The 25567-nt window shown below is 34.6% G+C and carries 26 protein-coding genes and 2 tRNA genes; 20 read left to right on the plus strand and 8 right to left on the minus strand.

The features are described from left to right. Window positions 1-6 precede the first annotated feature (6 nt). The 4 genes from H8B04_RS02975 (at window position 7) to H8B04_RS02990 (ending at window position 3284) form a co-directional block, all read left to right on the plus strand. The gene (locus tag H8B04_RS02975) at window positions 7-1176 is read left to right on the plus strand and encodes a hypothetical protein (protein WP_165290722.1); all 1170 of its coding nucleotides are present in this window, start codon (window positions 7-9) and stop codon (window positions 1174-1176) included. A 91-nt stretch (window positions 1177-1267) separates the two neighbouring features. Beyond that, a complete protein-coding gene (locus tag H8B04_RS02980; protein WP_190301398.1) occupies window positions 1268-2281 on the plus strand; it encodes a pirin family protein in 1014 nt (337 codons plus the stop codon). A gap of 112 nt (window positions 2282-2393) precedes the next feature. Next, a complete protein-coding gene (locus H8B04_RS02985) occupies window positions 2394-2861 on the plus strand; it encodes a GNAT family N-acetyltransferase (RefSeq protein WP_190301399.1) in 468 nt (155 codons plus the stop codon). A 9-nt stretch (window positions 2862-2870) separates the two neighbouring features. Beyond that, on the plus strand, window positions 2871-3284 hold the full coding sequence (locus H8B04_RS02990; protein ID WP_165290724.1) for a flotillin family protein: 414 nt from the start codon (window positions 2871-2873) through the stop codon (window positions 3282-3284). 44 nt (window positions 3285-3328) lie between these two features. Here the strand turns inward: H8B04_RS02990 and H8B04_RS02995 are convergent, their stop codons facing one another. The 4 genes from H8B04_RS02995 to H8B04_RS03010 form a co-directional block, all read right to left on the minus strand. Beyond that, window positions 3329-3595 carry a hypothetical protein gene (locus tag H8B04_RS02995; protein ID WP_190301400.1) on the minus strand — a complete coding sequence of 89 codons (267 nt, stop codon included), beginning with the start codon at window positions 3593-3595 and terminating at the stop codon, window positions 3329-3331. Between the two features lie 107 nt (window positions 3596-3702). Further along, window positions 3703-4293 (minus strand): LytS family sensor histidine kinase, encoded by a 591-nt coding sequence (locus tag H8B04_RS03000; protein ID WP_190301401.1) that lies wholly within the window; start codon window positions 4291-4293, stop codon window positions 3703-3705. 1 nt (window position 4294) lies between these two features. Further along, window positions 4295-4891 (minus strand): DUF502 domain-containing protein, encoded by a 597-nt coding sequence (locus tag H8B04_RS03005; protein WP_165290726.1) that lies wholly within the window; start codon window positions 4889-4891, stop codon window positions 4295-4297. A 14-nt stretch (window positions 4892-4905) separates the two neighbouring features. Next, complete coding sequence (locus tag H8B04_RS03010; RefSeq protein WP_190301402.1) at window positions 4906-7338, minus strand: bifunctional UDP-N-acetylmuramoyl-tripeptide:D-alanyl-D-alanine ligase/alanine racemase; 2433 nt, start codon at window positions 7336-7338, stop codon at window positions 4906-4908. A gap of 71 nt (window positions 7339-7409) precedes the next feature. Here H8B04_RS03010 and H8B04_RS03015 point away from each other — a divergent pair, with 71 nt between their 5' ends. From H8B04_RS03015 to H8B04_RS03025, 3 genes are all read left to right on the plus strand, one after another. Further along, the gene (locus H8B04_RS03015; protein ID WP_190301403.1) at window positions 7410-7889 is read left to right on the plus strand and encodes a regulatory protein RecX; all 480 of its coding nucleotides are present in this window, start codon (window positions 7410-7412) and stop codon (window positions 7887-7889) included. Window positions 7890-7988: 99 nt separating this feature from the next. Continuing rightward, entirely contained in the window at window positions 7989-8288 is a 300-nt protein-coding gene (locus H8B04_RS03020; RefSeq protein WP_190301404.1) for a hypothetical protein, read from the plus strand. Between the two features lie 61 nt (window positions 8289-8349). Beyond that, window positions 8350-8766, plus strand: a complete 417-nt coding sequence (locus H8B04_RS03025; protein WP_165290730.1) for a tail fiber domain-containing protein — start codon at window positions 8350-8352, stop codon at window positions 8764-8766. Between the two features lie 88 nt (window positions 8767-8854). Here H8B04_RS03025 and H8B04_RS03030 read toward each other — a convergent pair whose 3' ends face one another. Next, on the minus strand, window positions 8855-9895 hold the full coding sequence (locus H8B04_RS03030; protein WP_165290731.1) for an outer membrane beta-barrel protein: 1041 nt from the start codon (window positions 9893-9895) through the stop codon (window positions 8855-8857). A 524-nt stretch (window positions 9896-10419) separates the two neighbouring features. Between H8B04_RS03030 and H8B04_RS03035 the strand changes: the two genes are divergently transcribed. The 4 genes from H8B04_RS03035 (at window position 10420) to H8B04_RS03050 (ending at window position 11593) form a co-directional block, all read left to right on the plus strand. Continuing rightward, window positions 10420-10495: transfer RNA gene (locus H8B04_RS03035), tRNA-Gly, on the plus strand. A 5-nt stretch (window positions 10496-10500) separates the two neighbouring features. Further along, a tRNA-Leu gene (locus H8B04_RS03040) sits at window positions 10501-10585 on the plus strand. Window positions 10586-10758: 173 nt separating this feature from the next. Continuing rightward, window positions 10759-11265, plus strand: a complete 507-nt coding sequence (locus H8B04_RS03045) for an HAEPLYID family protein (protein WP_190301405.1) — start codon at window positions 10759-10761, stop codon at window positions 11263-11265. A gap of 88 nt (window positions 11266-11353) precedes the next feature. After that, the gene (locus tag H8B04_RS03050; protein ID WP_190301406.1) at window positions 11354-11593 is read left to right on the plus strand and encodes a hypothetical protein; all 240 of its coding nucleotides are present in this window, start codon (window positions 11354-11356) and stop codon (window positions 11591-11593) included. Window positions 11594-11681: 88 nt separating this feature from the next. Here H8B04_RS03050 and H8B04_RS03055 read toward each other — a convergent pair whose 3' ends face one another. Next, a complete protein-coding gene (locus tag H8B04_RS03055) occupies window positions 11682-12560 on the minus strand; it encodes a CPBP family intramembrane glutamic endopeptidase (protein ID WP_190301407.1) in 879 nt (292 codons plus the stop codon). A 160-nt stretch (window positions 12561-12720) separates the two neighbouring features. Here H8B04_RS03055 and H8B04_RS03060 point away from each other — a divergent pair, with 160 nt between their 5' ends. Continuing rightward, complete coding sequence (locus tag H8B04_RS03060) at window positions 12721-13674, plus strand: glycoside hydrolase family 43 protein (protein WP_190301408.1); 954 nt, start codon at window positions 12721-12723, stop codon at window positions 13672-13674. A gap of 55 nt (window positions 13675-13729) precedes the next feature. On the opposite strand, the gene H8B04_RS03065 is transcribed toward H8B04_RS03060, so the two are convergent. Together H8B04_RS03065 and H8B04_RS03070 are read right to left on the minus strand one after the other, a co-directional pair. After that, window positions 13730-14800 carry a Gfo/Idh/MocA family protein gene (locus H8B04_RS03065; protein ID WP_190301409.1) on the minus strand — a complete coding sequence of 357 codons (1071 nt, stop codon included), beginning with the start codon at window positions 14798-14800 and terminating at the stop codon, window positions 13730-13732. Next, on the minus strand, window positions 14800-16071 hold the full coding sequence (locus H8B04_RS03070; protein WP_190301410.1) for a Gfo/Idh/MocA family protein: 1272 nt from the start codon (window positions 16069-16071) through the stop codon (window positions 14800-14802). Before H8B04_RS03070 ends, H8B04_RS03065 begins: the two co-directional genes overlap by 1 nt. Before the next feature lie 116 nt (window positions 16072-16187). On the opposite strand from H8B04_RS03070, the gene H8B04_RS03075 reads away from it, so the two are divergent. The 8 genes from H8B04_RS03075 to rodA all read left to right on the plus strand — a co-directional run bounded on the left by H8B04_RS03075 (window position 16188) and on the right by rodA (window position 25567). Continuing rightward, window positions 16188-17450, plus strand: coding sequence for a DUF819 family protein (locus H8B04_RS03075; protein ID WP_190301411.1), 1263 nt, complete (start codon window positions 16188-16190; stop codon window positions 17448-17450). 117 nt (window positions 17451-17567) lie between these two features. Beyond that, the gene (locus tag H8B04_RS03080; protein ID WP_190301412.1) at window positions 17568-18011 is read left to right on the plus strand and encodes an acyl-CoA thioesterase; all 444 of its coding nucleotides are present in this window, start codon (window positions 17568-17570) and stop codon (window positions 18009-18011) included. Next, window positions 18004-19671, plus strand: coding sequence for a M1 family metallopeptidase (locus H8B04_RS03085; RefSeq protein ID WP_190301413.1), 1668 nt, complete (start codon window positions 18004-18006; stop codon window positions 19669-19671). Before H8B04_RS03080 ends, H8B04_RS03085 begins: the two co-directional genes overlap by 8 nt. Window positions 19672-19831: 160 nt before the next feature. Beyond that, window positions 19832-20854 (plus strand): rod shape-determining protein, encoded by a 1023-nt coding sequence (locus H8B04_RS03090; RefSeq protein ID WP_165291644.1) that lies wholly within the window; start codon window positions 19832-19834, stop codon window positions 20852-20854. Window positions 20855-20957: 103 nt separating this feature from the next. Further along, window positions 20958-21800, plus strand: coding sequence for a rod shape-determining protein MreC (gene mreC / locus H8B04_RS03095; RefSeq protein ID WP_190301414.1), 843 nt, complete (start codon window positions 20958-20960; stop codon window positions 21798-21800). Then, window positions 21793-22317: a rod shape-determining protein MreD gene (locus tag H8B04_RS03100; RefSeq protein ID WP_190301415.1), complete on the plus strand. Its 525-nt coding sequence runs from the start codon at window positions 21793-21795 to the stop codon at window positions 22315-22317. Before mreC ends, H8B04_RS03100 begins: the two co-directional genes overlap by 8 nt. A 12-nt stretch (window positions 22318-22329) precedes the next feature. Then, entirely contained in the window at window positions 22330-24306 is a 1977-nt protein-coding gene (mrdA, locus tag H8B04_RS03105; protein WP_190301416.1) for a penicillin-binding protein 2, read from the plus strand. Continuing rightward, on the plus strand, window positions 24296-25567 hold the full coding sequence (gene rodA, locus H8B04_RS03110; protein ID WP_165291640.1) for a rod shape-determining protein RodA: 1272 nt from the start codon (window positions 24296-24298) through the stop codon (window positions 25565-25567). The genes mrdA and rodA overlap by 11 nt, the downstream gene beginning before the upstream one ends.

Raw genomic sequence — 25567 nt, forward strand, 5'->3', positions numbered from 1 at the left:
ATAATTATGAGAATATTCCTATTAATCCTTTTTATAACCAACCATCTCATACTTTCTGCTCAAGATAAAATCCAAAAACTAATAGTAGCAGAATTTATGGAAGGAAATGGATCCTTTAATTATGTGACCAGCTATAATTTCAAAAATGGAATATTTATTGGAAAAGACACCATTATCCAGATCGGCGATAGAAAGGATGGATTTAAAACTTCTCGCGTTGGCTTTAGTAACTATAGCGGAATCATCTATAAAAACAAATATTACATTCCTTCTTATGGAAGTGTGATAGATTTGAAACAATCTTCAATAATTAAAACAGAAGATGGTGACCATTTTATTGCAATTCACAACAATTCGGATACTCTTATTTTTTACAGGAATAATTCATTCACAGGCAAAGGATATTTAGCTCTAAACCTTAACTCAAAAGCATACGATTTTATTACTGAAAATACATGGTATAAACCCCGAAAAGATAGAAGTAATCCTAATAATACGCACTATTTGGAACTCGACCGCACAAATCTACCTTATAAAATCTGGTTAAATGATTATTCAGGAAATCGAAAATTAATCATAGAAGATGTAAAGTCTGGTCCAGCCATGTATTCAGATGCTCAATTTCCAAACATTGAAACCTATTGGGTGGATAATACGTCTTTTCTCTACGTAGTTCATCATCGTCTAATAGATACGCTTAAAAAAGATATGTATCATAAAGTAGCAATTAGAAGATATAATATTGATTCAGACATAGACGAGGAGTTTTATACACACGATTCTTTATCTAAAGGAATACTAAATGGTTATTTTAAGGTTGATCCTATGAATCATCTTCTGCATAAAGCATCGAGCAATGATTATTATTTAGTGGATTTAACTCATAAGAAGTTATCGATTACAAACAGGTTTAACGTAAATGCTAATTTTGAATACTCTAGCAAAACTGCTCAAAATGATTTTGATAGGACATTTTACTTTAATGGTAACGAAATTGGTAATAAATGGTCAAATACGGTATATGCGACTAGAAATTCAATTGCTATAACCTATGGAGAATATAAATCCAATCTTGGTTACCCTAAAGGACTTCAGATATGGACAAAACAAACTAATGAATGGCTAATATTTGATATCCCTTGGGTCAATGCAATATTGGGCTGGATGGAAGAATAAACTTCTCACTTACCTCCAGGTAACCTCATCAACTTTTAGTACATTACGGCATGTCATTTGATGATTATATATCAAAAAGAAAGGCTTAAAAATGAAAGTTAAAAATATCCAAAAAGTGACAGGTCCAATGCCTATTGGCGATCCATTTATTATGGGTGCATACCATTATGACAAATACCCAGAAGGCAATGGCAAATTTGGTCCTAAAGCGTCCTTGGATGGTAAAAATTTGGGTAATGATTTTGATAGTAATGCAGAATGGCGCATGTATCATGGTAAAGAAATTCCTGGTTTTCCATTTCACCCACATAGAGGATTTGAAATTATTACGATAGCTGAGGAAGGTTATGCCGATCACTTCGATTCAAAAGGCTCAAAAGGTCGTTATGGTGAAGGTGATGTACAATTAATGAGTGCAGGGTCAGGTGTATTGCATGGCGAAATGTTTCCATTGATTCACGAAGACAAAGAAAATCCGTTGCGCTTATTCCAAATTTGGCTTAACCTGCCAGCTTCCAGCAAAATGACAGAACCTCAATATAAAATGCTTTGGCACGAAAAGATTCCTGTAACAAAAGTCGGTGACGAGGCAAAAGTGAAAGTGATTCTAGGTGAATATAATGGTGTAAAATCCATAGAAGCTCTTCCCTACTCTTGGGCAAAAGATCCTAATCATCATGTAGGGGTGGCTTTAATAGACTTAGCACCAAATGCTTCATACACTCTAAATGCTGTATCAGATACTATGAATAGATTTTTATTCTTTTATGATGGAAAAGGGGTGGTTTCAATTGAAGATTATAGTCTTCAACCTAACTATATAGCAGATTTAGAGGGAGGTGAGGAAATTATCATTAAAAACGGTTCAGAACGAGCTAAATTATTAATTTTAGAAGGAGAACCAATTAATGAGCCTGTGGCAGCTTACGGTCCTTTTGTCATGAATACTAAAGAAGAATTAGACCAGTCTTTTGCAGAATACCGCAGAACGCAATTTGGTGGCTGGCCATGGGGGCATGAAGAAATTGACGTTGTTCATCCAAAAGATGCGGGAAGGTTTGCCAGTTATAATTTTGGCAAAATCATCGACAACCCAAATTTATAAATAGAAGAGCGTTCTTAAGGAACGCTCTTCTTTCATTATAGGAGCCTGTAAATTCCTCTCATTTCATTTTTTAGAATAATTTTAGTATCTTCTGACAAAGTATAATGGAATTATGGATAGTGCTATTTTGATAAGAAAATTCAAACCAGAAGATAGTACCGCATTATTGCAAATCATAAAAAACAATACGCCTGAATACTTTGCCGTAACTGAAATTGAAGATTACAAAACGTATTTAGAGACCGAAATCCAAGACTATTTCGTAGCCGTATTAGAGGATAAAATTATTGCGGGCGCTGGAATTAATTACGACAGGGAAAAACAACTGGCTAAGATCAGTTGGGATGTAGTAGATATAGGGTTCCACAAACAAGGTATAGGAACATTACTATTAAATCACCGTTTGGAAATAATTGCGACTAGAAAAAATATTAAGTCCATCATTGTGCGTACTTCACAACATGCCTATGCCTTTTATGAAAAGAATGGATTCAAGTTATTAGAGCGACATAAAGATTATTGGGCTGAAGGATTTGATATGTATAAAATGAGTTATAATAAGAAATTAATAGAAAAGTAAGGTACGTATATGAAAAGTTCAAAACCTATAGGGATAATTATTGGGATAGTCGTATTAATCATCATCATTTTGATGTTTGGACTTCCACTCTACAATGTATGGCAACAGGAAATGGCTGGTAAAGCAGAAATGGCTAAAGCAGAACAAAACCGTAAAATATTGATTGAGGAAGCAAGAGCTCGATTAGAAGCTGAAAAACTGAATGCACAAGCCGAAATTGAGCGTGCTAAAGGTATGGCTGAAGCGATGAAATTAGAAAATGGAACGCTGAATACTACGTATAATCAATATCTCTTCATTCGTACATTAGAGAAATTGGCAGATAAAGGTGATTTGCCACAAATCATTTATATGCCTGCTGAAGGGCTCGTTCCTGTATTGGATGTCAATCATACCAAAAAATCAGTAACGCCTGTTGAATAATTAAAAAGCCCTTCAAAATTTGAAGGGCTTAAATTACAAATTATCTAAAATTCCACTTGAATAATGGCTGCAAGAGGAATTAAAACGCCACTTTTGATTTGAACATATCGATCAGTGACTGACCACACTGTCGTTTCTACACGCAAGGGGCCATCAACTGTATTAAATACTATAGATGCCTTAGATTTAAATTCGTTACCCAATCGTTGTGCATCTGTCAATTTACTTCTTAATTCCTCGGATCTGTTTACTTCGGCTGCTAAAATTTTGTGGTTTACTATATCTTCTTTTTCTATTAATGTTCCTATCATAATATTTCTAGATTTAAATCCGACCTTGTTTTTCTTTATAAGTAAATATAAATAAATGATAAATTAAAATAAAGATTGCAACAAAAGAAATACGTAAAAATATAGCCCTATATTAAGAGTAATGTAGCTTTAAATGTAGCACTGTTACTATTGATGAACAAACTGTGCTTATTTGGGTATATCAGTTCCAAACGTGCTTTGAAATTATCGATAAGCGCAGTATCTTCTTGATTCGCGATATAATGATTTACTCTATTACTTACCTCGATTTTAAATGTATCGCCAATGCTATTTAACTTGATCCGAATTGGATATTTTTCCATCGTTGTATAACCATTTACTATAGCATTCTGAACTAACGGAATAAGCACAAAAGGAAAAATTTTATAATCACTTGATTCGTCAACATTATTCTGCAACGTAATGAAAAAATTCTCCCCTTTTAAAGCTTTATATGCCAGTACATATTCCTTCAAAAGATTAATCTCATCGTGTAGAGTTCTTAAGTTGCTTTCATCCACAACAGTTGTCAAAGAAATAAGGCTTTCTATTGCCTGCAATCTATTCTGTTGAACAGCCAAAGCCACTAAATGTTTATCCAAAACGGCATTTTGAACGCTAATTTGAGCTTGTAAAGCTAATTTAGCTTCATCGAGTTGTGGCGTTTTTTGAAATAATTTCGAGATAAAATTCGCCATATTATTCTAATCCTGAAACACCACCAGACACCACTAATTTCATAGCATCCGTTGCGGACATATTCAATTTTTCAACAAACCTAGACTCTACAACAACTACCTGTCCAGCAAATGAATAAGAGTAAGGAAAATAAACGATTACTTCACTATCCAAACCTACTCTAGATAAGTCACGTTGTGTCAAAAAACCTATTTTCTTTAAGCCCATTTCATTCACTTGAACTAAGACCGGTTCATTGAATTTTTTAGCGTCGCCAACAAATGCTTCTGTAAAATCTTTTATAGAAGAATATAACGTATTAAATAGCGGAATACGATTGATCGTACGACTCAACCATTGACGAATAGGAGCAGTCACAAAAGTCGTAAAGATAAATCCAACCAATATAAGAATACATATAACCGTAAGTAAACCTATTCCTGGTATGTATAAAGGATGACCTTGCTCATCTTCCAGAAAATGCTGTGAAATATTGAGTGCATTATCTAACGACGCGAAGATCCATATAATTAAAAATATAGCTCCTGCGACAGGTACTACTACTAATATTCCCTTGATCAGATAATATAAAATTCGTTGAAAAAGCTTCTTAAACATATAATGATTTAGATTTATTCGTAATAATATACACGTTTAACACGTGATGATATTCCTGTTAGTAACTCATAAGGAATTGTACCTATGCGTTTCGCTGCCAAAGCTACATCCGGAAACACATACACCTCATCCCCTTCTTTAGCTTCGATGTCGGTAATGTCCAACATGCACATATCCATACAGATATTTCCAACCGTCTTAACCAGATGACCATTAATCATCATCTCACCCACCCCATTTCCAAAACGACGGTTATATCCATCGGCGTAGCCAATTTTCACTGTCGCGATGACTGAATCTCGAGTCAATACACCTTTCCGATCATAACCAATAGTTTCTTCTTTTGGGATATGCTTTATCTGCGTAATAGTTGTTTTCAGTACACTTACCTCTTCCAGATTAAGGTCTTTTGGACTCATATCATAACCATACAGGCCTATCCCCAATCGTACCATATCCATATGCGCTTCAGGATTATGTACTATACCAGAAGTATTGCAAATATGGCGAATAAAATCATACCCAATGGCAGATCTAATCTTTTCACTAAGACGTTTATACAGTGAAATTTGCTGTTCTGTGAACTCCTTGAATTCTTCAGCACCTGCTCCAACCAAATGTGACAATGCCGATTGGACTTTGACATGATTTTGAGATTTTAAAGTAGTTAAAAGATCGTCTATTTCGTTCTCCATAAAACCTAGTCTATGCATTCCAGTATCTAATTTGATATGGATAGGATAAGCTGTAATTTCACGGTCAGCTAAGAACTTAACAAAAGCTTTAAGTATACGCTTCGAATATATCTCAGGCTCAAGTTTATACTGAATAATATCTTCAAAAGCACTTTCGTGGGGACTTAACACCATTATCGGTAATTTAACTCCTCCACGTCGCAATTCGCTCCCCTCATCTACGAACGCCACTGTCAAATAATCGACATTATTAAACTGCAAAATATTAGCCACCTCAAAGGAACCACTTCCATACGAAAAAGCTTTAACCATAGCCATCATCTTGACCGAAGCATCTATTTTAGAACGGTATTGTTTGAGATTATGCTCCAAGGACTTCAAATTAATTTGCAGAATTGTTTCATGCGATTTCTCAGTCAGACGACGACTTAGACTTTCCAGCTTATATTTACGCGCCCCTTTTATTAACACTACAGCATTTGAAAAATTCAATTGCGTTAAATTAGCTAATAACTCATCGGTAGTTTCGTAAATTCTAACGGTACCGTTTGAAGAATATTTAAAATTCTTGAAACGTTCTCCGATTAAAATAACTTCATCCAAAATCACCGTTGATAATAAGTTATTCAGTTTTGTTTGGAATTTTTCAGTCCATTCCTCTCCTTCAAAATCACTTAAAACTAACTTTTTCTTATCGAATTGATTTTGTTGATTCAAAAAATCCAAAGCAATATTCAGCGAAGCCAAATCATTAGAATACGTGTCATCAATGATACTGCTATTATTCTTTCCTTTCTTCAACTGAAGACGCATATCTAAATGCTTCAATCTAGAAACACGCTCTTTAATGATCTCAGAATTATACCCCAATTCCAACAGAACAAGTATACAAGTAAGCACATTCTCTATAGAAGCCTTATCCGTAAAAGGTGCTTCAATATTAAACTCCTTACCCCCGTATGTTAAAGTTAAATGAGTAGAATAACCTGAAATTCCAGATTTTAGTACTTGAAGTTTATCCGCAAGTAAATTACCCCAACTAATTACCTTTCTTGCATTTAAAAAATTTTCAGGAATCTGATCAGAAGGAACGATTATTTTTTCCGCACTATCAAAAAGCTTCCATTTCTCTTTTAACTTTTCTTCTTTGGATGGAAAACCTTCACGATGCGCAGTACCCAAAGATGTCAGAATTCCCCATGTCGGACGTATCATTTTTTGTAAATAATCCATCTCGTGCACGGTACTTATCCCCGCTTCGATCAAGGCGACATTATACTCATTAGTCAGATTCCACAACGAGAGTGCAACACCTAGTTGCGAATTGTAGCTTTTTGGACTTTGGTATACTTTCTTTTCTTCTTTGAGCAATTGTGCCAACCATTCTTTTACAATAGTCTTTCCATTACTTCCAGTGATCCCAATAATCGGAATTGTAATCTCATTACGATGCATAGCAGCTAATGCTTGCATTGCACGCAAAGTATCCTCTACCCAAATAAAATTTGCATCTGGATAAGATTCAACGGAAAAATTAAGGTCTGAAACAACAAAATTGCGCACGCCTTTATGATATCCATCTGTTATAAATTTATGCCCGTCCTGCTGTGCCTGCAAAGCAAAAAATAAACTTCTTTCACCCGTTCTTATTTTACGTGTGTCATATGATAAAATATCAAAAGTTAAATTAGGATTTGCCAGAAAAGTTTTAATCGGCACCAGGTGCTTGATTATATCTGAGATAACGTACATAGCTTTGTTTGTTCAAAACAAATTTCACCATTATTTTTTAATAAGTCTATCATTTTTTCAAGATTTGTAACATGGAAGATTTCGAAAGAAATAAAAAGAAATATACTCCTCATCAGGCCAAACTGAAGATTGAAAATTATTGTGCTTACCAAGAACGTCCTCAACAAGAAGTTAGGGACAAACTTTACGAGATGGGATTGCATGAAGAAGATGTAGAAAACATCATCGCTAATTTGATTTCTGACAATTTTCTTAATGAAGAACGTTTTGCTAAAGCCTATGTTCGTGGGAAATTTAGAATGAAAGATTGGGGAAAAATAAAAATAACTCAACATTTAAAATCGAAGCGGATATCAGCTCCCCTAATTAAAATTGCACTAAAAGAGATCGATTATGACGAATATATAGAAAAGCTGGATCAAATTATACTTAAAAAAGCTACAAGAGCAATTAGCAATTTATCTTACGAAGAGAAATCGAAATTGGTACGTTACATACAGTCCAAAGGTTATGAAAATGAATTGATTTTCGAAAGGCTAAAGCTGTTATAAAGCGTGTTATATGACAAAAATGTAACAGAATAACTGTTTTGAAAAAAGCAACTTTTATTTATTTTTACGGAAATAAGAAAAAAATAATACTTTAATCATATGCGAAAACAATTGGTTCAATACATACTCTCCGTAATATTATTGGCTTGTTTTGCATATAAAATGACTTCGGCAGTTACTCAGGCGATCTCTCAAGAAATTGAGATATTGGATTCGTTCTCAACGGAAAAAGAAACCAAGGAGATTGAGAAGATGAATGAAATAGAAGTATTTATTCAATCTAACTTTAATTTTTTATTTACATCTACGAGTTTAAAACTGGATTTTTACGAAAGAAAAAGTAGTTTGCCATTTCGCTATTTTCAAATGCATTACCCTCCTCCAAATGCAAAAGCTTAACGCTTAAATTTTCCATTTTTAAAACATAAAACAAATATTTCATTTATAAAATCATATAAATATGACTATAAAATCAATTGTCATTATTGGCGCTATTATGGGGTTTGCACACACTGCAAACGCACAACAAATTGAAGAAAAAGAACTAAAAGTAAATGTTCAGACTATTTCTCAACCTTTTGCGGTACTAAATAGCTTGGAGCCTGTAACTTTCAATTTTAATACAGAAAAATACAAAGCTTTTGAATTACCAAAAAGCAAACAATATGGTTTCACTACTGCGAATGCTTCTCCTGAAGTAATAACAAAGCAAGCTAAAATTTACAAAACAGGTAAAAATGCAACAAAAGCATTTCAATATGATGAAGTAAATAATGAAAACTTAATCCCTGTTTTGGTTGCTGCTATTAAAGAACAAAAAGCGGAAATTGAAGCACTTCGAAAGGAATTAGAAAACCTTAAGAAAACTGCAGAGTAAGACGAATTAGAAAGGGATTTTGATAAATCAAAATCCCTTCTTCCATTTATAAAACCAATTTGACTAATTATAACACTTTTATATTTTATTAAAAAGAGTACACTAAGGCTAATGAAAATTGTGAAGCTGATTTAGTAGGTGTTACGAAATCACTTTTATAGAAAGGTTTAGCATCACTTGAGTCAAATCGAAACTCTGGGATAAATGCTAATCCCCCATGCGTCAATTTACCAGTTAATGTAAAAGAAGTATATTTGTCACCTTCAATGCCACCAACTTCTTTCTCTGCGAAGTACTCACCTCTAACCCCAATCTCTGCATAATCTGTTACACTAAATTTTGGATATAATGCTATTCCTTGATATCCACCTTCTGATTTAAATGTATAATCAGCTGCATTCAACCCTAAAGAGAATTTCTCCGTCACATCATAACTAGCTACTAAGTCATAAATAGTACCCGATGAATAATTATCTTCTCCTCCTACAGATGATCCAGTAAGGAAATTAGCATAAATACTTAATCCATCAACAGGCGCTAAACTCAATTGAGCTCCAAAATGTGATACCCCATTTAAATCTTTGTATTCATTCCAATCGTTGAAAATACCAGCCATTAAAGATACTTTATCTGAGAAAGCATAAGTACCTTTTATACCTGCATTTTGGAAGGGTCCCGCACCAAATAAATAAGAAGTACTATAATGAAAATTTGAAGCTGGTGAAATCACTTCATATCCCACAAATGTTCCCATAAAACCTGCAGTCATCGAAAATTTATCGGAGAAAGCATAATCAACATATAAATTTTGAATATTAAATGAGTTACTTTCATTAGCACCCACGCCGTCTCCATTAAGTAGAGATTGATATTGACCTCTTGGACCAAAAGATAACTCTCCTACAAAAGAAGCCTTTCCTGTTGTTTTTTTCAATCCTAATGCAAGCATTCCTAATGAAACAGAATTATGATCACTGGCAAAGTATGTTCCTATATTTTCTCCTTTTGCAAAATCATACTTCCAATACGCGTCTGCTGAACCAGAAATTTCCAATCCACTTGTACTTTCCTGTGCATAAGCAAATGCACCCATCATAAATAACGATAAAAGTAAAGATTTTTTTCTCATAAATTTTGTGTTTAGTTTGTATTAATAGGTTAATTTCTCACTTTTTAAGTATTTAAATTTGAAATTATTACAAAACACCATAAATAAATTACATATTTCAATATTTTTATTGATTAAATTTCAATTTAAACAAATTTATAAAACAAATAATGGAAATATTTTAATACAAAACAAGAAAAAATGATATTTTTTTTCATAAAATCTAATTAAAAAGTTTAATAATTGAACATTTTGTTATCACTAAGCTAAAATTTAAACTCAAAACAGTTTATAAAAACAGTTTTTTAGCATAAACTACATTTTAATCTCGTTTATTCATCTCTTTAAGGAAAAATTTTAATGATTTTGTCGGAAAGGAATGTTTTTAGAAATTATTCTCACTGATTATCAAACAAATGGCTTTAAACACTAAAAAAAAGCCATTTTATTTTCAAAAACATTTTGCAAAACTAGATTATAGCTCTATATTTGCATCATCAAATCGGAAGGACGCGATGTCCAGACAACTTGAAAGACTTAAAAAAGCGAAAATAGCTCAGTTGGTAGAGCACAACCTTGCCAAGGTTGGGGTCGCGAGTTCGAATCTCGTTTTTCGCTCCAGAGTTGCCTAGGTGGTGGAACTGGTAGACACGCAGGACTTAAAATCCTGTTCCTGTTAAAGGAGTGCGGGTTCGATTCCCGCCCTAGGTACGAAAGCTCGACAGTAATGTCGGGCTTTTTTTATGCACAGTTTTTAGAAAAATTTACTTATTAAAGGTTTTAATCTAAAAAACACTCCTCTTTACCAATACTTATTCTATTAAATAAGTTTTATTCCCATTTTATTCCCAATTCTGCTAATAGGTTTGTCGTAAAATAATGCTATGAAAATTAATTATACGATTTTACTGCTTCTTCTATCACTAACGACATTTGGTCAAAATCAGTTGAATAATCAAAATCATTCCATAAAAGACACTACTTTAACTAAATTACCTCCGAAAGTAGATCATGCCGAACCATTGTATATAGATTTAATGCGAGATTTAGGCGCACGAAAAGGCGAAGCAGAAATAAATGTTGGTTTTGGAAGAAACAACCACAAGCATTATAATGAATTCTACGGATTTGTAGAGTATGAATGGGCTATTGCGAACCGATTAGGTATGGAAGTCGAAGTACCATTCTCATTTAACCAACTTAATAAAGACAATACTCATTTCACTTTGCCAGGAAATAAAATAGAAGGTTTAAAACTTGCTTCTCAGTATACATTTTTGGTAAATGAGAACAGAAAATTATCAATGGCATTCGCTTATGTTCATGAGTTTGAATTGAACACATTTAAGGAATTATTAATCAAGGAAACATATTTACGGGAATGCGAATGAATCCAGTATTTATAGCTGCTAAAAACTTCCATAATTTTAACACCATATTATATACTGGACCTGTTTTTAATAATGATTACAAGAACATATGATTGGGACTGGAGCCACAATAAATGCCAGCTGTTTGTATGTTATTCCGAATACAAAAAACTTCATAGGCTTAGAAAATAACATGGATATTGATGGAAATGGTTTTCATGATTATCTGCGACCTCAAGTTAAAGTTGCTGTAAGACACAATTTAATGGTTGGACTTGTAGGAGGTATACCCTTATCCCATGAAAATTCAAGAGGTGATTTAATGACACGTATTATTTGGGAACTATAAATGAGAATAAGCAATAGCCCTTCTTCTATCGTATCATATATTTTGAGGGGTTTACGTCTTTATTTTATCAATTTATATCCGTTGATACTTATTTAATTTTCTTCAAAGTTTCCAAAGAAATAATATCATATTCATCTTTAATAACATTCAACAATTCATTTTTAAGGATTCCTTTTTCAGATTGGAGCGATAAATTAATAAGTATGGGATCCGTATAATAACTTCCCTTACCATATAGCGTATCCAACACAGATTGAAAACTTTGCTGTTTTAGCGATATCAAATAAATGGTATCATTTTGATTTTTTATCTGAAGAATTTTTGGATTATTAGATTTAAAAAATGGCACCTCTTCTATCACCAAAGAATATCGATTATCTTCTTGAACAAATGGTTTATCAAATAATGAAACAATTAATGGAAATAAAATAACAAATAAAAGATTCCAGCTCGAATGAAATAATACACCCCACCAAAAATTTAGTTTAACACGAATAAATGAGATTATTAATCCTCCAGTTATTTGAGACAGAAACAAAAAAGGAATAAAAATATAATATATAGTATCATTATTATCATAATTGGAAGCATGAACAATTCCAAAAGAAAGTGATAATATATACACCAAATATGGAAAAATTTTATCCCATGATTCTCTGCTCACTATAATAGCAACTAAACCTGAATATCTTAAAATATATCTAAAAAAGAATTCTTCAATTAACGGCACTAATAAAACAAGCATAAGAATGCTGGTTATCAAAGTATAATCTTCGAATACAGCCGATTCTCGTAAAGGAGTTATATAATCGACAAATTCATAAATAGGATAAACTAGGAAACAAAGAATGGCTATTTCAAAAAGCAAAAGAATACCGAATATTCTTAGTTTTTGTCTAAAAGAAATTTCGTATTGTTCGTCTTTAGGATATCGGAGAAATTTAATTAGTTCGATAAACAGTTTCATTATTCTAAATTAACAAAATATCTGAGATCAATAGACCTTAATCATGTTTTTTAATTTCTCCATCCTACATGTTGTAATCAATATTTTACGGACATAATAAGCAGAAATATCTTTAAGATTGTATATTTACTATCTATCTATAAACCAACCCTTAAATTTTATGAGAAAATTTTTGATACTCGTTACATTTCTTTTTTTAGAGCTAAATGCTTTTAGTCAACAAAACCCCGTTTTCCCAGGAAATTATGCAGATCCTGAAGCAATTATTTATAATAATACCTACTGGATTTATCCTACATATTCGGCACCTTATGAGGAACAAATTAAGTTTGATGCCTTTTCCTCGAAAGATTTGGCTACATGGACTAAACATGCTAATATCTTAGACAATAAAGAAATAAAATGGGCAAAGCGTGCGATGTGGGCGCCTTCAGTAATTGAGAATAATGGGAAATATTATTTTTTCTTTGCAGCCAATGATGTCCATCAAGGAGAAGTAGGCGGAATTGGAGTAGCTGTAGCAGACAAACCCGAGGGGCCATACAAAGATTTATTAGGAAAACCATTAATTAGTGATATCATCAATGGCGCCCAACCTATTGACCAGTTTGTATTTAAGGATAAGGACGGCACATTTTATATGTATTATGGTGGTTGGAAACATTGCAATGTGGTGAAATTAAGTTCTGATTTTACTAAATTGATTCCTTTTGATGATGGAACATATTATAAAGAGGTTACTCCTAAAGATTATGTAGAAGGTCCAATTATGTTTATCAAAGACGGAAAATATTACTTTATGTGGTCAGAAGGTGGATGGACTGGACCTGATTATAAAGTAGCTTACGCAATTGCGGATAATCCTCTAGGCCCATTTGAAAGGGTAAATACCATTCTCGAACAAGACCCAAATATTGCTACTGGTGCTGGACATCATTCGGTTATCAAAATTCCTAATAAAGAAAAATATTACATTGTGTATCACCGAAGACCTTTAGGAAAAACAAGTGCACACGATAGAGTTACCTGTATAGACGAAATGAAATTTGACAAAGATGGAAAAATCATTCCAGTCAAAATGACTTTCGAAGGTGTGAAACATATGTTGAAATAATAAATGTCCCTTATTTATTTAAGGGACATTTATTATTAAATATCTTTAGTTGGTATTATAGCTTAACTATTTCCCCAGTTCTGACGCTTTCATCACAAGCTAATGCAATTTTTAAACTATTTAGCGCATCGTCCATCGATTTGGATATATCGAAATCATTAATAATTGCTTCGTAAAAGAACCTCTGTTCACGATTGCACAATTCTTGATGATCGGGCTCATCCGTCAAATTAATCCATTTATCTTCTTGTAAAAAGTTATTATTTGAATCGACAGCTGCATGATGTACCCGTATGGACTCGGTTTTGGTGTGCGCTTCTATAGAATCGGACTTTCCATCCTTTGATGCTTCTTTTGCAACGATGGAAACAGAACCTTTTGGCCCAAATACATCTTTCACAAAAAAAGCAGTTTGGCTAACCATAGGCCCCCATCCAGCTTCATACCAACCAACAGACCCATCATCAAAACGAATCTGCAATTGGCCATAATTATAATTGTCCGTCGGAATATCTTCCGTCAAGCGAGCACCTATAGCTGAAACTGAAATAGGTTTAGCAGTTGTCATTTGACACATCACATCAATATAATGTACTCCACAATCTACAATTGGACTCAAGCTCTTCATCAAATTACGATGCACGTCCCACATATAACCTTGGCTTTGCTGATTGAGATTCATGCGAAATACTAACGGTGAACCTAGTTTTTTTCCTTCCTCAATAAAACGCATCCAAGAAGGGTGATGTCTTAGAATATATCCTACGACCAACTTCTTACCTGCCTTATTAGCCGCATCGATCACGCGTTGAGCACCAACAACAGTATCCGCTAAAGGTTTTTCAATAAAAACATGCGCGCCTGCTTCAAACGCTTTTACGGCATATTCTTCATGCGTATCGGGATAAGTCGAAATGCACACAGCATCAGGTTTTGTTTCGACTAAAGCTTCTTCATAATCTTCAAACAAATTGTAATCTGATCCTAAACTCTGCTGAAGCGCTAATTTACTATTACCTCGTGATACTAAACCGGCTATTTCAAATTCTGGAAAATCGTGGTAAGCTTTTGCATGAGAAGCCCCCATATTGCCACAACCTACTACTAATATTTTAATCTTCTCCATTATACAAATGATTTCATGCCTGGTCTAGCAATTTCCATATTGTCCGCAGGCATATCCCAAGAAAAATCTTTAGAAAGCGGACTAAGCACTTCTTTGGAAGACATAATTTGCTCGTAAGTGATGCGTTTACCTGTGTAAGCTGAGATTTTACCCCAAATGGCCAATAAGGTAGAATTTACCATATGATCACCATCATTTATTACGTTACCTGAGCGCACCGCTGCTAAAAGCTCATCGTGCTGCGTTTGGTACATATTATTAGAATTGCCTGAAAACTCGTACGGCTTTTCTCCGTGAATTTTATAAGAACTCATCAGGTTAACTTCAACATTTCCCTTAGAACCCAAAACCTCTACAGAATTACGACTATCTGTTCCGCTTTGTTGTCTTCCAAAATGTACTCCTTTCACCCCATTCCCATAATCATATTCTACTGCAAAATGATCGAAACCATTGCCAATAGCATCCCATTTCCATGTTTGTCTTCCACCAGTTGCAAACACAGATTTTGGCAATTTATTATTCATAATCCAATTCATATAATCCAGACTATGAACAGTTTGTTCTACGATTAGATCTGCAGCATAACGCTGGAAATAATACCAGTTTTTTAATTGATACTGCATTTCATTATAAGAAGCTAGACGTAGTTTTAACGTATTCTCGCCACCACACCTAAAAGTAGTCACCGATTTTACCTCCCCAATATCGCCTTCCGCTACACGTTTCATAATTTCACGATTGGGCGTCAAATAGCGAAAACAGAATCCAGACACAATATTTAAATTCTTCTCTTTCGCAATTTTTACTGTTTCCATCACACGTTTAAGTCCAGGGATATCAATCGCTACAGGTTTTTCGCAAAAAATATGTTTGCCTTTTGATACCGCATATTCAATATGATCAGGTCTGAAGTTTGGCGGACTGCACAATAAAACTATATCAACATCGGTATCTATAAGATCTTTGTAACTTTCGAAACCCAAAAATTGTCTTTCTTTAGGCACATCAACTCTTGCACTATCCTTTTTCATCGCAAGTTTCAATGCTTGATCCACTTGCTCCGGAAAAACATCAGCCAAAGCTGTAATAATAACATCAGGATCTGCAGACATAGCCTGTATTAGTGCACCTACTCCTCTACCCCCACAACCTATCAATCCTACTTTAATTTTTCTATTCAGGTTTATTGAATTGGCCATAGATGCAAAAGGCAAAGTGCCTAGTACAAGACCACTTGTTTTAATAAAATTTCGTCTAGAATATTTCATACGTTAAATATGCAACTTTATATAATTTTTAGGAAGTTGAAAGTCATTACTTTCTGTTTTTATTACCAAAAACATCAAAAATATTACATATTTTCACAGCATTTTAATGATAAACCATGGAAAGCGTACAACAAATAGAACCACTTATCACCAATAATACTGTGATTGTCGGTATACTGATGGCAATCTTAGGATTAGTTTTTTATACTTCTGGAATCAATAACAAATTCATAAAAGGCTTTTATGATATTATCCCCCCTTTACTTTTATGCTATTTTTTACCCGGAGTTTTAAATTCATTTCATGTATTTGACGGAGCTAATTCTCCATTAACAACTATCGGAAGTCGCTATTTCCTTCCTGCATGTTTGATTTTGTTTATTCTTAATTTGGATATTAAAGAAATGTGGGCCCTACGCAAAAGGGCGGGATTGATGTTCATTACCGGAACAGTCGGAATATTACTCGGAGGACCATTAGCGGTTTACCTTACATCATTAGTAGCTCCACAAGTAGTTGGAGGCTCTGGTCCGGATGAAGTTTGGCGAGGTCTGGGTTCACTTGCAGGGTCTTGGATTGGTGGTAGCGCTAACCAAGTCGCATTAAAAGAAATCCTTCAACCTTCACCGAAGCTTTTTTCTTCTATTATTGCAGTCGACGTATTCGTAGCATACACTTGGATGGCACTTTTATTATATGGTGCGAGCAAAAGCAAATTGATGGATAAATTTTTCAAGGCTGACGCACGAGATGTAGATGAATTAATGGTGAAATTGGAGAAAAAAGCGAAAGAAAATGCTAAAATGCCAGAAACTAAAGATATCATAATTATGTTATCAGTGGCATTTGCTGGAACAGGGTTGGCTACCTTTTTGGCTGAGCCAGTAGCTGCTTACATTATGGTTAACTATCCTCAATTAGAGACCTTCTCTTTGACCAATACATTTTTTTGGATAATACTATTTGCTACTATTATCAGTGTTTGTCTTTCTTTTACACCTTTGCGTAAACTAGAAAATGTAGGCGCCTCCAAAATGGGAACAGCCTTGTTGTACATGTTGATCGTCACTATCGGTATGCAAATGGACATTTTGGCCATTCTCCAAAACCCTGGATTATTTATTGTTGGTATCCTTTGGATTTCATTCCACGCCTTACTTCTATTTATAGTAGCTAAAATCTTTAAAATTCCTTTCTTCTACTATGCCGTAGGAAGTATGGCAAATGTTGGAGGAGTGGCATCGGCATCAGTAATGTCAGCTGCCTTCCATCCTTCTCTGATTTCCGTCGGTGTCATTTTATCGGTGTTTAGCTACGCTATTGGAACCTATGCTGGTTGGTTAACGGCTATATTAATGCAGTTAGCCTCTCCAATTTAATATATAAAAATATTCAGGACTAAAAAGAGCGATAAAATAGGTTTTATCGCTCTTTTACTTTAAGGTTTAAGCCTATAAATTGATATTAATTACTATTTTAGGGCATATGAATTAATTATGAACGACAACATCTATTATGAAGGACAGGTGCTATGGAGTCAAATAGACGCTAATAGACACCTTAGACATTCCGCTTATGCCGATTTTTGTGCCCAAGCCCGAAGCAATATGTTAAACAAAATAGGATTATCGTTAGATGAATTTGCTAAAAATAAAATTGGTCCTATTCTTTTTCGCGAAGAACTCATTTACCATCGTGAAGTTAAGCTAGACGAGTTCATCAAAGTATCCACAGAACTAAGTAAAATCAATACGATAAACGGTAGATTTTCCTTCCAACATAAAATTTTAAAATCAAACGGAGATGTAGCTGCTACCGTAAATGTAGATGGCGCTTGGCTTGATTTAGTTGCACGCAAACTCACAACCCTGCCCGAAAACTGGAAACCTATTTTACAAAACATCCCTAAAACTTCTGATTACATCGAAATAAATGAATAAAACTTTTTTTGCAAGTACGATTATTGCTGCATTCTGCCTTACTTCTGCCCCATCCAAAGCGCAATTGATGCGCGCAAAAGATCTATATAATAAAGCTGATTCTCTTCGAGGACAATTAACACCATTAAGGACCTGTTATGATGTCCAATTCTACCATTTGGATATCAAAGTAGATATCGATAATAAATTTATATCTGGCTCTAACCTATTTAAAGTTAAAGCAATTCAGGATTTTAAGAAATTACAATTTGACCTATTCGATAATTTATCGGTAGACAAAGTGGAATATGAAGGACAGAATCTAGCGTTCACGAGAGAATACAATGCCGTTTTTGTCACATTTCCTAAAACAATTAAGAAAGGTACAGTAGAAACCTTCAAAGTATATTATTCCGGAAATCCTATTCAAGCTACCCGTGCTCCATGGGATGGTGGTTTTGATTGGAAAAAAGACAGTAATGGAAAACCTTTTGTAGCTACAGCTGTGCAAGGTCTTGGTGCTAGTGCATGGTGGCCAAATAAGGATCATCAATCCGATGAACCTGATAGTATGCTTATATCGGTAGCCGTTCCAAAAGAACTCATGAACGTGTCCAACGGAAGGCTGATAAAAGTAGATTCGCTGCAAGATGGATATACCAAATACCATTGGCGAGTAGTTAATCCGATTAACAACTACAATGTCTCTTTGAATATCGGCGACTACGTACGATTTCGGCAAAAAATCAAAACAGAAGATGGGATGATGGATGCGGACTATTATATTCTCCGCGAGAATGACACCGAAGAAAAAAGAGCGCACTTGAAGAAAAATGTTGCACAAACATTAGAAGCTTTTGAATATTGGTTTGGTCCTTACCCTTTCTACGAAGACAGTTATAAAATTGTGGAAACGGCGCATTTGGGAATGGAACATCAATCTGCTATTGCTTATGGCAACAAGTATCAGAATGGCTATTTAGGAAGAGATGGATCCAATACGGGTTGGGGTAAAAAATGGGATTTCATTGTCGTTCACGAAAGCGGTCATGAGTGGTTTGGAAACAATATCACGGCAAAAGATATCGCTGATATGTGGATACATGAGAGTTTTACCAATTATTCCGAATCTTTATTTATAGAATATTTTTATGGTAAAAAACCTGGGCAAGACTATGTGTATGGAAATCGTAGCGGAATCTTAAATGATAAACCTATGCAAGGTCCTTACCATGTCAACAAAGAAGGATCAGGAGATATGTATGTCAAAGGCGGCGTATTTTGGAATATGATACGAACTATGGTGGATGACGATACCAAATGGCGGTTTATCTTGAGAAGTTTAAATAAAGATTTCAAACACAATCAGGTAGATTATAATGATATTGTTAATTATATTTCCAAGCATTCTGCGCTGGATTTAAGCAAGGTATTTGAGCAGTATGTTCAAACCAACGTTATTCCTACTCTTGAAATAAAGTTTAACTCTAATGGCGAGGCTTTAGGTCGATGGAAAACAAATGTTAAAGAATTCAAAATGCCAATTCATTTAGGTACGGAAAATATACTCAAGCGAGTAATATTAACGGACACTTTTTCAAAAATAAACATTGAAGGATTGAAAAAAGACAACCTAAAAGTAGATACATTCAACTACTACATAAAATTGGATGTGCAATAATTCAATAAAAATGTGCGTTAAATACGGATACGAGAATAGAATATCGAATTGCTAATAAAAAAGAAAATTTATTATCGGTTTTTATCGTGAAGCTATTATCATAATCAGTTTTTTTAATTAATTTTGTTCAAATTTTTCACAAAGAATCAGGACTTTTTAAATGGGTTTATTCAATTGGTTTACGCAAGAAGTTGCGATTGACTTGGGGACGGCAAACACCCTAATTATACATAACGACAAAGTAGTAGTGGATGAACCTTCGATAGTAGCATTTGATCGCACTACCAATAAAGTAATTGCTATTGGTAGACAAGCGATGCAAATGGAAGGTAAAACGCACGACAATATAAGAACAGTAAGACCTCTACGTGATGGTGTAATCGCTGACTTCACTGCAGCAGAAGCATTGATTCGCGGTATGGTGAAACTGGTTAACAATGGTAAATCTTGGTTTTTCCCATCATTACGTATGGTGGTATGTATTCCTTCAGGTATTACTGAAGTTGAAAAACGTGCTGTACGTGATTCAGCAGAAATTGCGGGAGCTAAAGAAGTTTATCTTATTCATGAGCCAATGGCTGCTGCCGTAGGTATTGGTATCGACGTAGAAGAACCTGTTGGTAATATGATTATTGATATCGGTGGTGGTACAACAGAAATTGCTGTTATAGCATTATCAGGTATTGTGTGTGATCAGTCTATTCGCGTAGCGGGTGACAACTTTGACTCGGATATCGTACAATACATCCGTCGTCAACATAATATCATGATTGGTGAGCGTACTGCTGAAAAAATTAAAATTGAAGTAGGTGCTGCATTACCAGAATTATCAGATCCGCCTGCGGATTTTGCAGTTCAAGGTCGTGACTTGATGACTGGTATTCCTAAACAAATTACAGTATCTTACACGGAGATAGCGCATTGTCTAGACAAATCAATTTCTAAAATTGAAGAAGCAATTCTAAAAGCTTTGGAGATCACTCCTCCTGAATTATCTGCAGATATTTACCAAACTGGTATTTATTTAACAGGTGGTGGAGCTTTATTAAGAGGGCTGGACAAACGTATTCAAGCTAAGACAAAACTTCCAGTTCATGTGGCGGAGGATCCTCTTCGTGCGGTAGTTCGTGGTACTGGTATTGCGTTGAAAAACATTGGAAGATTCAAATTCTTAATGCAATAATCTTCTCAATATAAAATATTTAGACGCGATATAGAAAAGTATTACTTCTTCTATATCGCGTATTTGTTAACAATAAATTTAAATTTAGTCAACACACCTTTTCATGAAAAATTTGTGGCTCTTCTTAGTCCGATATAATGCCTTCTTTTGGTTTATACTATTTTTCGTGTTTTCATTAGCTCTTGTTGTTAACAACAATAATTATCAACGCTCTTCTTTTGTGAATTCTTCCAACGTCGTTGTTGGATCTTTCTATAGTAATGTCAATTCTTGGAAAGAATACATGCATCTTGCCGAAGCAAATAAAGATTTGTTGGATGAGAATGCCTTACTAAGACATCAGTTGCAAGAAATGGTGGCAAAAGACAGTATTAATGAACCATTGATTACAGATTCAATGGACAATCCAAGTCGTTATGAATTTGTCGTTGCATCTGTAGTAAATAATAGTGTACATCAACGAAGCAACTACATTACTATCAATAAAGGATCTTTGGATGGTATAGAAAAAGATATGGGCGTTATTACTTCTAACGGTGTTGTTGGAACAGTTTTAAATGTTTCTCTGCACTTCAGTACCATAAAATCCTTATTGCATCCAGATACCAAAATTTCTGTTTCAGTGGATTCCACGTCTTCAGCTTTTGGTTCATTAGTATGGGGAGATAATACAGAATCTAGATTTGCTATGGTTCGAGATATTCCTAACCACGTCAAATTGTATGTCGGACAACCAATCTATACTTCGGGATATTCGACTAAATTTCCGAAAGGAATAAAAGTGGGATATGTTGTTCAAACAGATATTGTTTCGGGTGGATCATTTAAGGATGTTCGAATCTTGTTGACTACAAAATTTGAGAAATTAACCCACGTCTATATAGTCAAAGACAAATTAGCGAAGGAAAAATTAGAGTTAGAATCATTAAACGAAGACAATGGGTAGAATTATAATTTTTAATATCATTCGTTTTTTGGTGTTACTTATTCTGCAAGTAGCAGTGCTTAAAAATATAGGATATTACAATATAGCGGTAGCATTTCCATATATCCTCATCATTCTCTTATTACCTATTGGATTACCAAATTTTTTGCTCTATACATTAGCATTTCTTACAGGATTATCCATTGATGCGTTTTACGACAGTATTGGTATACATGCTGCAGCTTGTGTAGCCTTAGCTTATTTCAGAATATTCTTTCATAAAATTACGATTGAATTGGATGAGCAAGAATCTTTCAATACACCTTCTTGGGGAAATATGGGTTTTAAATGGTACAGTACCTATATCGTATTGTCTGTAGTAATTCATCATGTTGTTTTATTTTTTGTAGAAGCATTCTCTTTTTATAATTTTATACATACACTCCTTAGTATTGCATTAAGCGGGGTGTTTACATTAATATTAATATTTGTTATAAGCTTATTGACATACCACAAAAAGTCTCGTGTCATTAATTAATAAGGTTCTTTCATGAATAGTTTTTTCGAACGTAAATACGTTATTCAAGGTATTATCCTTATTATAGCATTGACCCTAATCGCTAGATTATTTTACTTACAGATAATTGACGATTCTTACTTATTATCAGCCAATAATAACGTCCTACGTAAAGTAATAGAATACCCCGCACGTGGTGTTATCTTAGATCGAAATGGTGAAATTTTAGTACAGAATGAACCTGTTTATGATTTGATGGTCATTCCTAAGGAAGCCAAAAACATTGATACTGCACTACTTTGTAGATTGATCGATATAGACCGCGAAGGGTTTGATAAGCGCATGAAAAAAGCGCGTGACCACTCTCCTTACCGAGCTTCCATATTTGAAAAATTAATTCCAAAAGAAACCTTTGCTGTTCTTCAGGAACATATGGATAAATTCAACGGTTTTTATACTGTAGATCGTAATATACGTACTTATCCAGATAGCGTTGCTGCGCAATTTTTAGGTTATATTTTAGAAGTCACAGAGAAAGATATCGAGCGGTCTAAGGGATTTTATCGCTCGGGTGATTATATAGGCGCTTCAGGAGTTGAACGTTCTTATGAAGAATTATTACGCGGAACGCGAGGTGTTAAAAACCAAATGGTAGATGCCCTGAATAGGCCTCAAGGTTCGTTCATGGAAGGTAAATATGACACTTTAGCTATTTCGGGAGAAGGTCTTGTTTCTTCATTAGACAAAGAATTGCAACTATTAGCTGAAAAACTGATGCGCAATAAATTAGGTTCTGTAGTAGCTATAGAGCCATCTACTGGAGAAATTTTAACTTATGTAAGTAGTCCGAGTTATAATCCAAATTTAATGGTTGGGCGCGAAAGGGGAAATAACTACATGAAAATGTTGAACGACCCCTACAAACCTATGTTTAACCGACCAATTCAAGCATCATATCCTCCTGGTTCTGTATTTAAGGTTGTTGCAGCACTTACAGCCCAACAAGCGGGCGTGATCAATGCACAGACAATTTTCAATTGTCCTGGGGGTTATCGTTATGGCCGTAATGCAATAATGCGCTGTACCCACGTAGATGGTCCCACTGATTTAGTAAAGTCAATTCAAAAATCTTGCAACACCTATTATGGTTATGTCTATGCACATATGCTCGATAGACGTGGCATGCCGAGCTACAAAGCTTACGATTTATGGCGTGATGGTTTGATGAAATTCGGCTTAGGTCACCCTCTAGGTATTGATTTACCGGGTGAAAAAGGTGGAAATGTATTCCCTTCGGATTATTACACCAAAAATTTTGGCAGTAACAAATGGACTTCTAGTTACAACATATCACAATCTATTGGTCAAGGTCAATTAGGGATTACACCTTTGCAAATGGCAAATATTATGGCTATTGTGGCAAATCGAGGATTCTATTATCGACCACACTTAATTAAAGGTATTGGCGAAGAAAAAATTGTAAAAAAGGAATTTACAGAAAAAATTTGGGCGGGTGTAGATGCTAAATATTACGAACCGGTAATTGAGGGAATGAGTCGTGCGGTTTCTTCTGGTACAGCTGCCGCTTCTAAAATTCCCGGTATTGAAATGTGTGGTAAGACCGGTACAGTGCAAAATCCTCATGGGGAAAACCACGCGGTATTCTTTGCTTTTGCTCCTCGAGAAAATCCTAAAATAGCTATCGCAGTATTTGTAGAAAATGCAGGATATGGTGGTACCTGGGCTGCTCCGATCGCCAGTATGCTGGTAGAAAAATATATCAAGGATACGATTACATTACCAAAATATATCCAAGATCGCGTCATGAATGCTGTTATTTTGCCTAAAGTAAAAACCAAGGAAATTAAGCCTACGGTAAAAGAAAAAAAAGATAGCACAAAGAATTCACAAAATAATTCTACTCCAGTAAAACAAGCTGCAGCACGGGAGAAAAACAACAAAAATTTATTGGTTCACCATAGTCAAATAAGAAGAAACTATGCACAATGATAAGAAAGGATTTCTGGGAAAAATTGATTGGGTGACTATTTGTTTGTGGTTGCTATTATGTCTTATTGGCTGGTTCAACATTCATGCTGCTGTATATGACCCTGAAAATCCAGGATTATTCAGTATGGCTACCAATTATGGCAAACAGTCAATTTATATCTTTACTGCTCTAATAATTGGCTTCAGTATACTTATCATAGACCAACGATTTTTTATTTCTGCGACTCCGTTTATCTATGTGGTCGTAACATTGCTACTCGTAGCAGTATTGGTTGTGGGACGAAATGTCGGAGGTAATCAAGCTTGGATACCTATCGGAAGTTTCCGCTTACAACCTTCTGAATTCGGAAAATTAGCGACCTGTCTCCTCTTAGCTTATTTTCTAAATACCCAGACTAACAAAGTCCCAACAATGAAGGGTTTAGTTATAGGTGCTTGTATCGTGCTTTTTCCAGTTTTTTTGGTTATGTTACAACCCGATACAGGTTCTGCTCTAGCCTTCTTTTCCCTAATATTTGTATTTTACCGTGAAGGATTTGTAGGAACGAAACTGCTTATATTTGGTGGTTTAGCTATACTCTTGTTCGTTTTAGCCTTATTGGTAAATCAGTGGATTTTAATTGGTCTAATCGCTGCTGTCTGTGTTGTATTTATATTTTTACTCGGTAAGAAAAGAAAGTATTTAATCGATATAGGAGTAATTTTCGCTGTTGCTAGTGTATACGTGTTAAGTGTTGACTTTGCTTATGAAAATGTTTTACAATCGCACCAAAGAAATCGTATTGATATTATATTAGGCAAAATGGATGACCCGAAAGGTCAGGGTTATAATCTTAACCAATCCAAAATTGCTATTGGTTCAGGAAAATTATTTGGAAAAGGATATTTACAAGGGACACAAACGAAATACAATTTCGTTCCAGAACAAAGTACGGATTTTATCTTTTGTACAGTTGGTGAGGAATGGGGATTCGTTGGTTGTTTAACTTTGATAGGTATCTATATTTTCTTGCTTTTGCGTATCATTCATATTGCTGAAAGGCAACGCACCACTTTTGCGCGAGTTTATGCTTACGGAGTGGCTTCTATCCTATTTTTCCACTTCTTTATCAATATTGGAATGACAATAGGGATTGTACCTGTTATTGGAATTCCATTACCATTTATTAGTTACGGTGGCTCCTCATTATGGAGTTTTACAATATTATTGTTTATTCTATTGAAATTCGATTCTACACGAAAAGGACTTTCACCGAATTAG

It is taken from the genome of Sphingobacterium litopenaei, assembly GCF_014692495.1.
GTDB classification, from domain to species: domain Bacteria; phylum Bacteroidota; class Bacteroidia; order Sphingobacteriales; family Sphingobacteriaceae; genus Sphingobacterium; species Sphingobacterium litopenaei.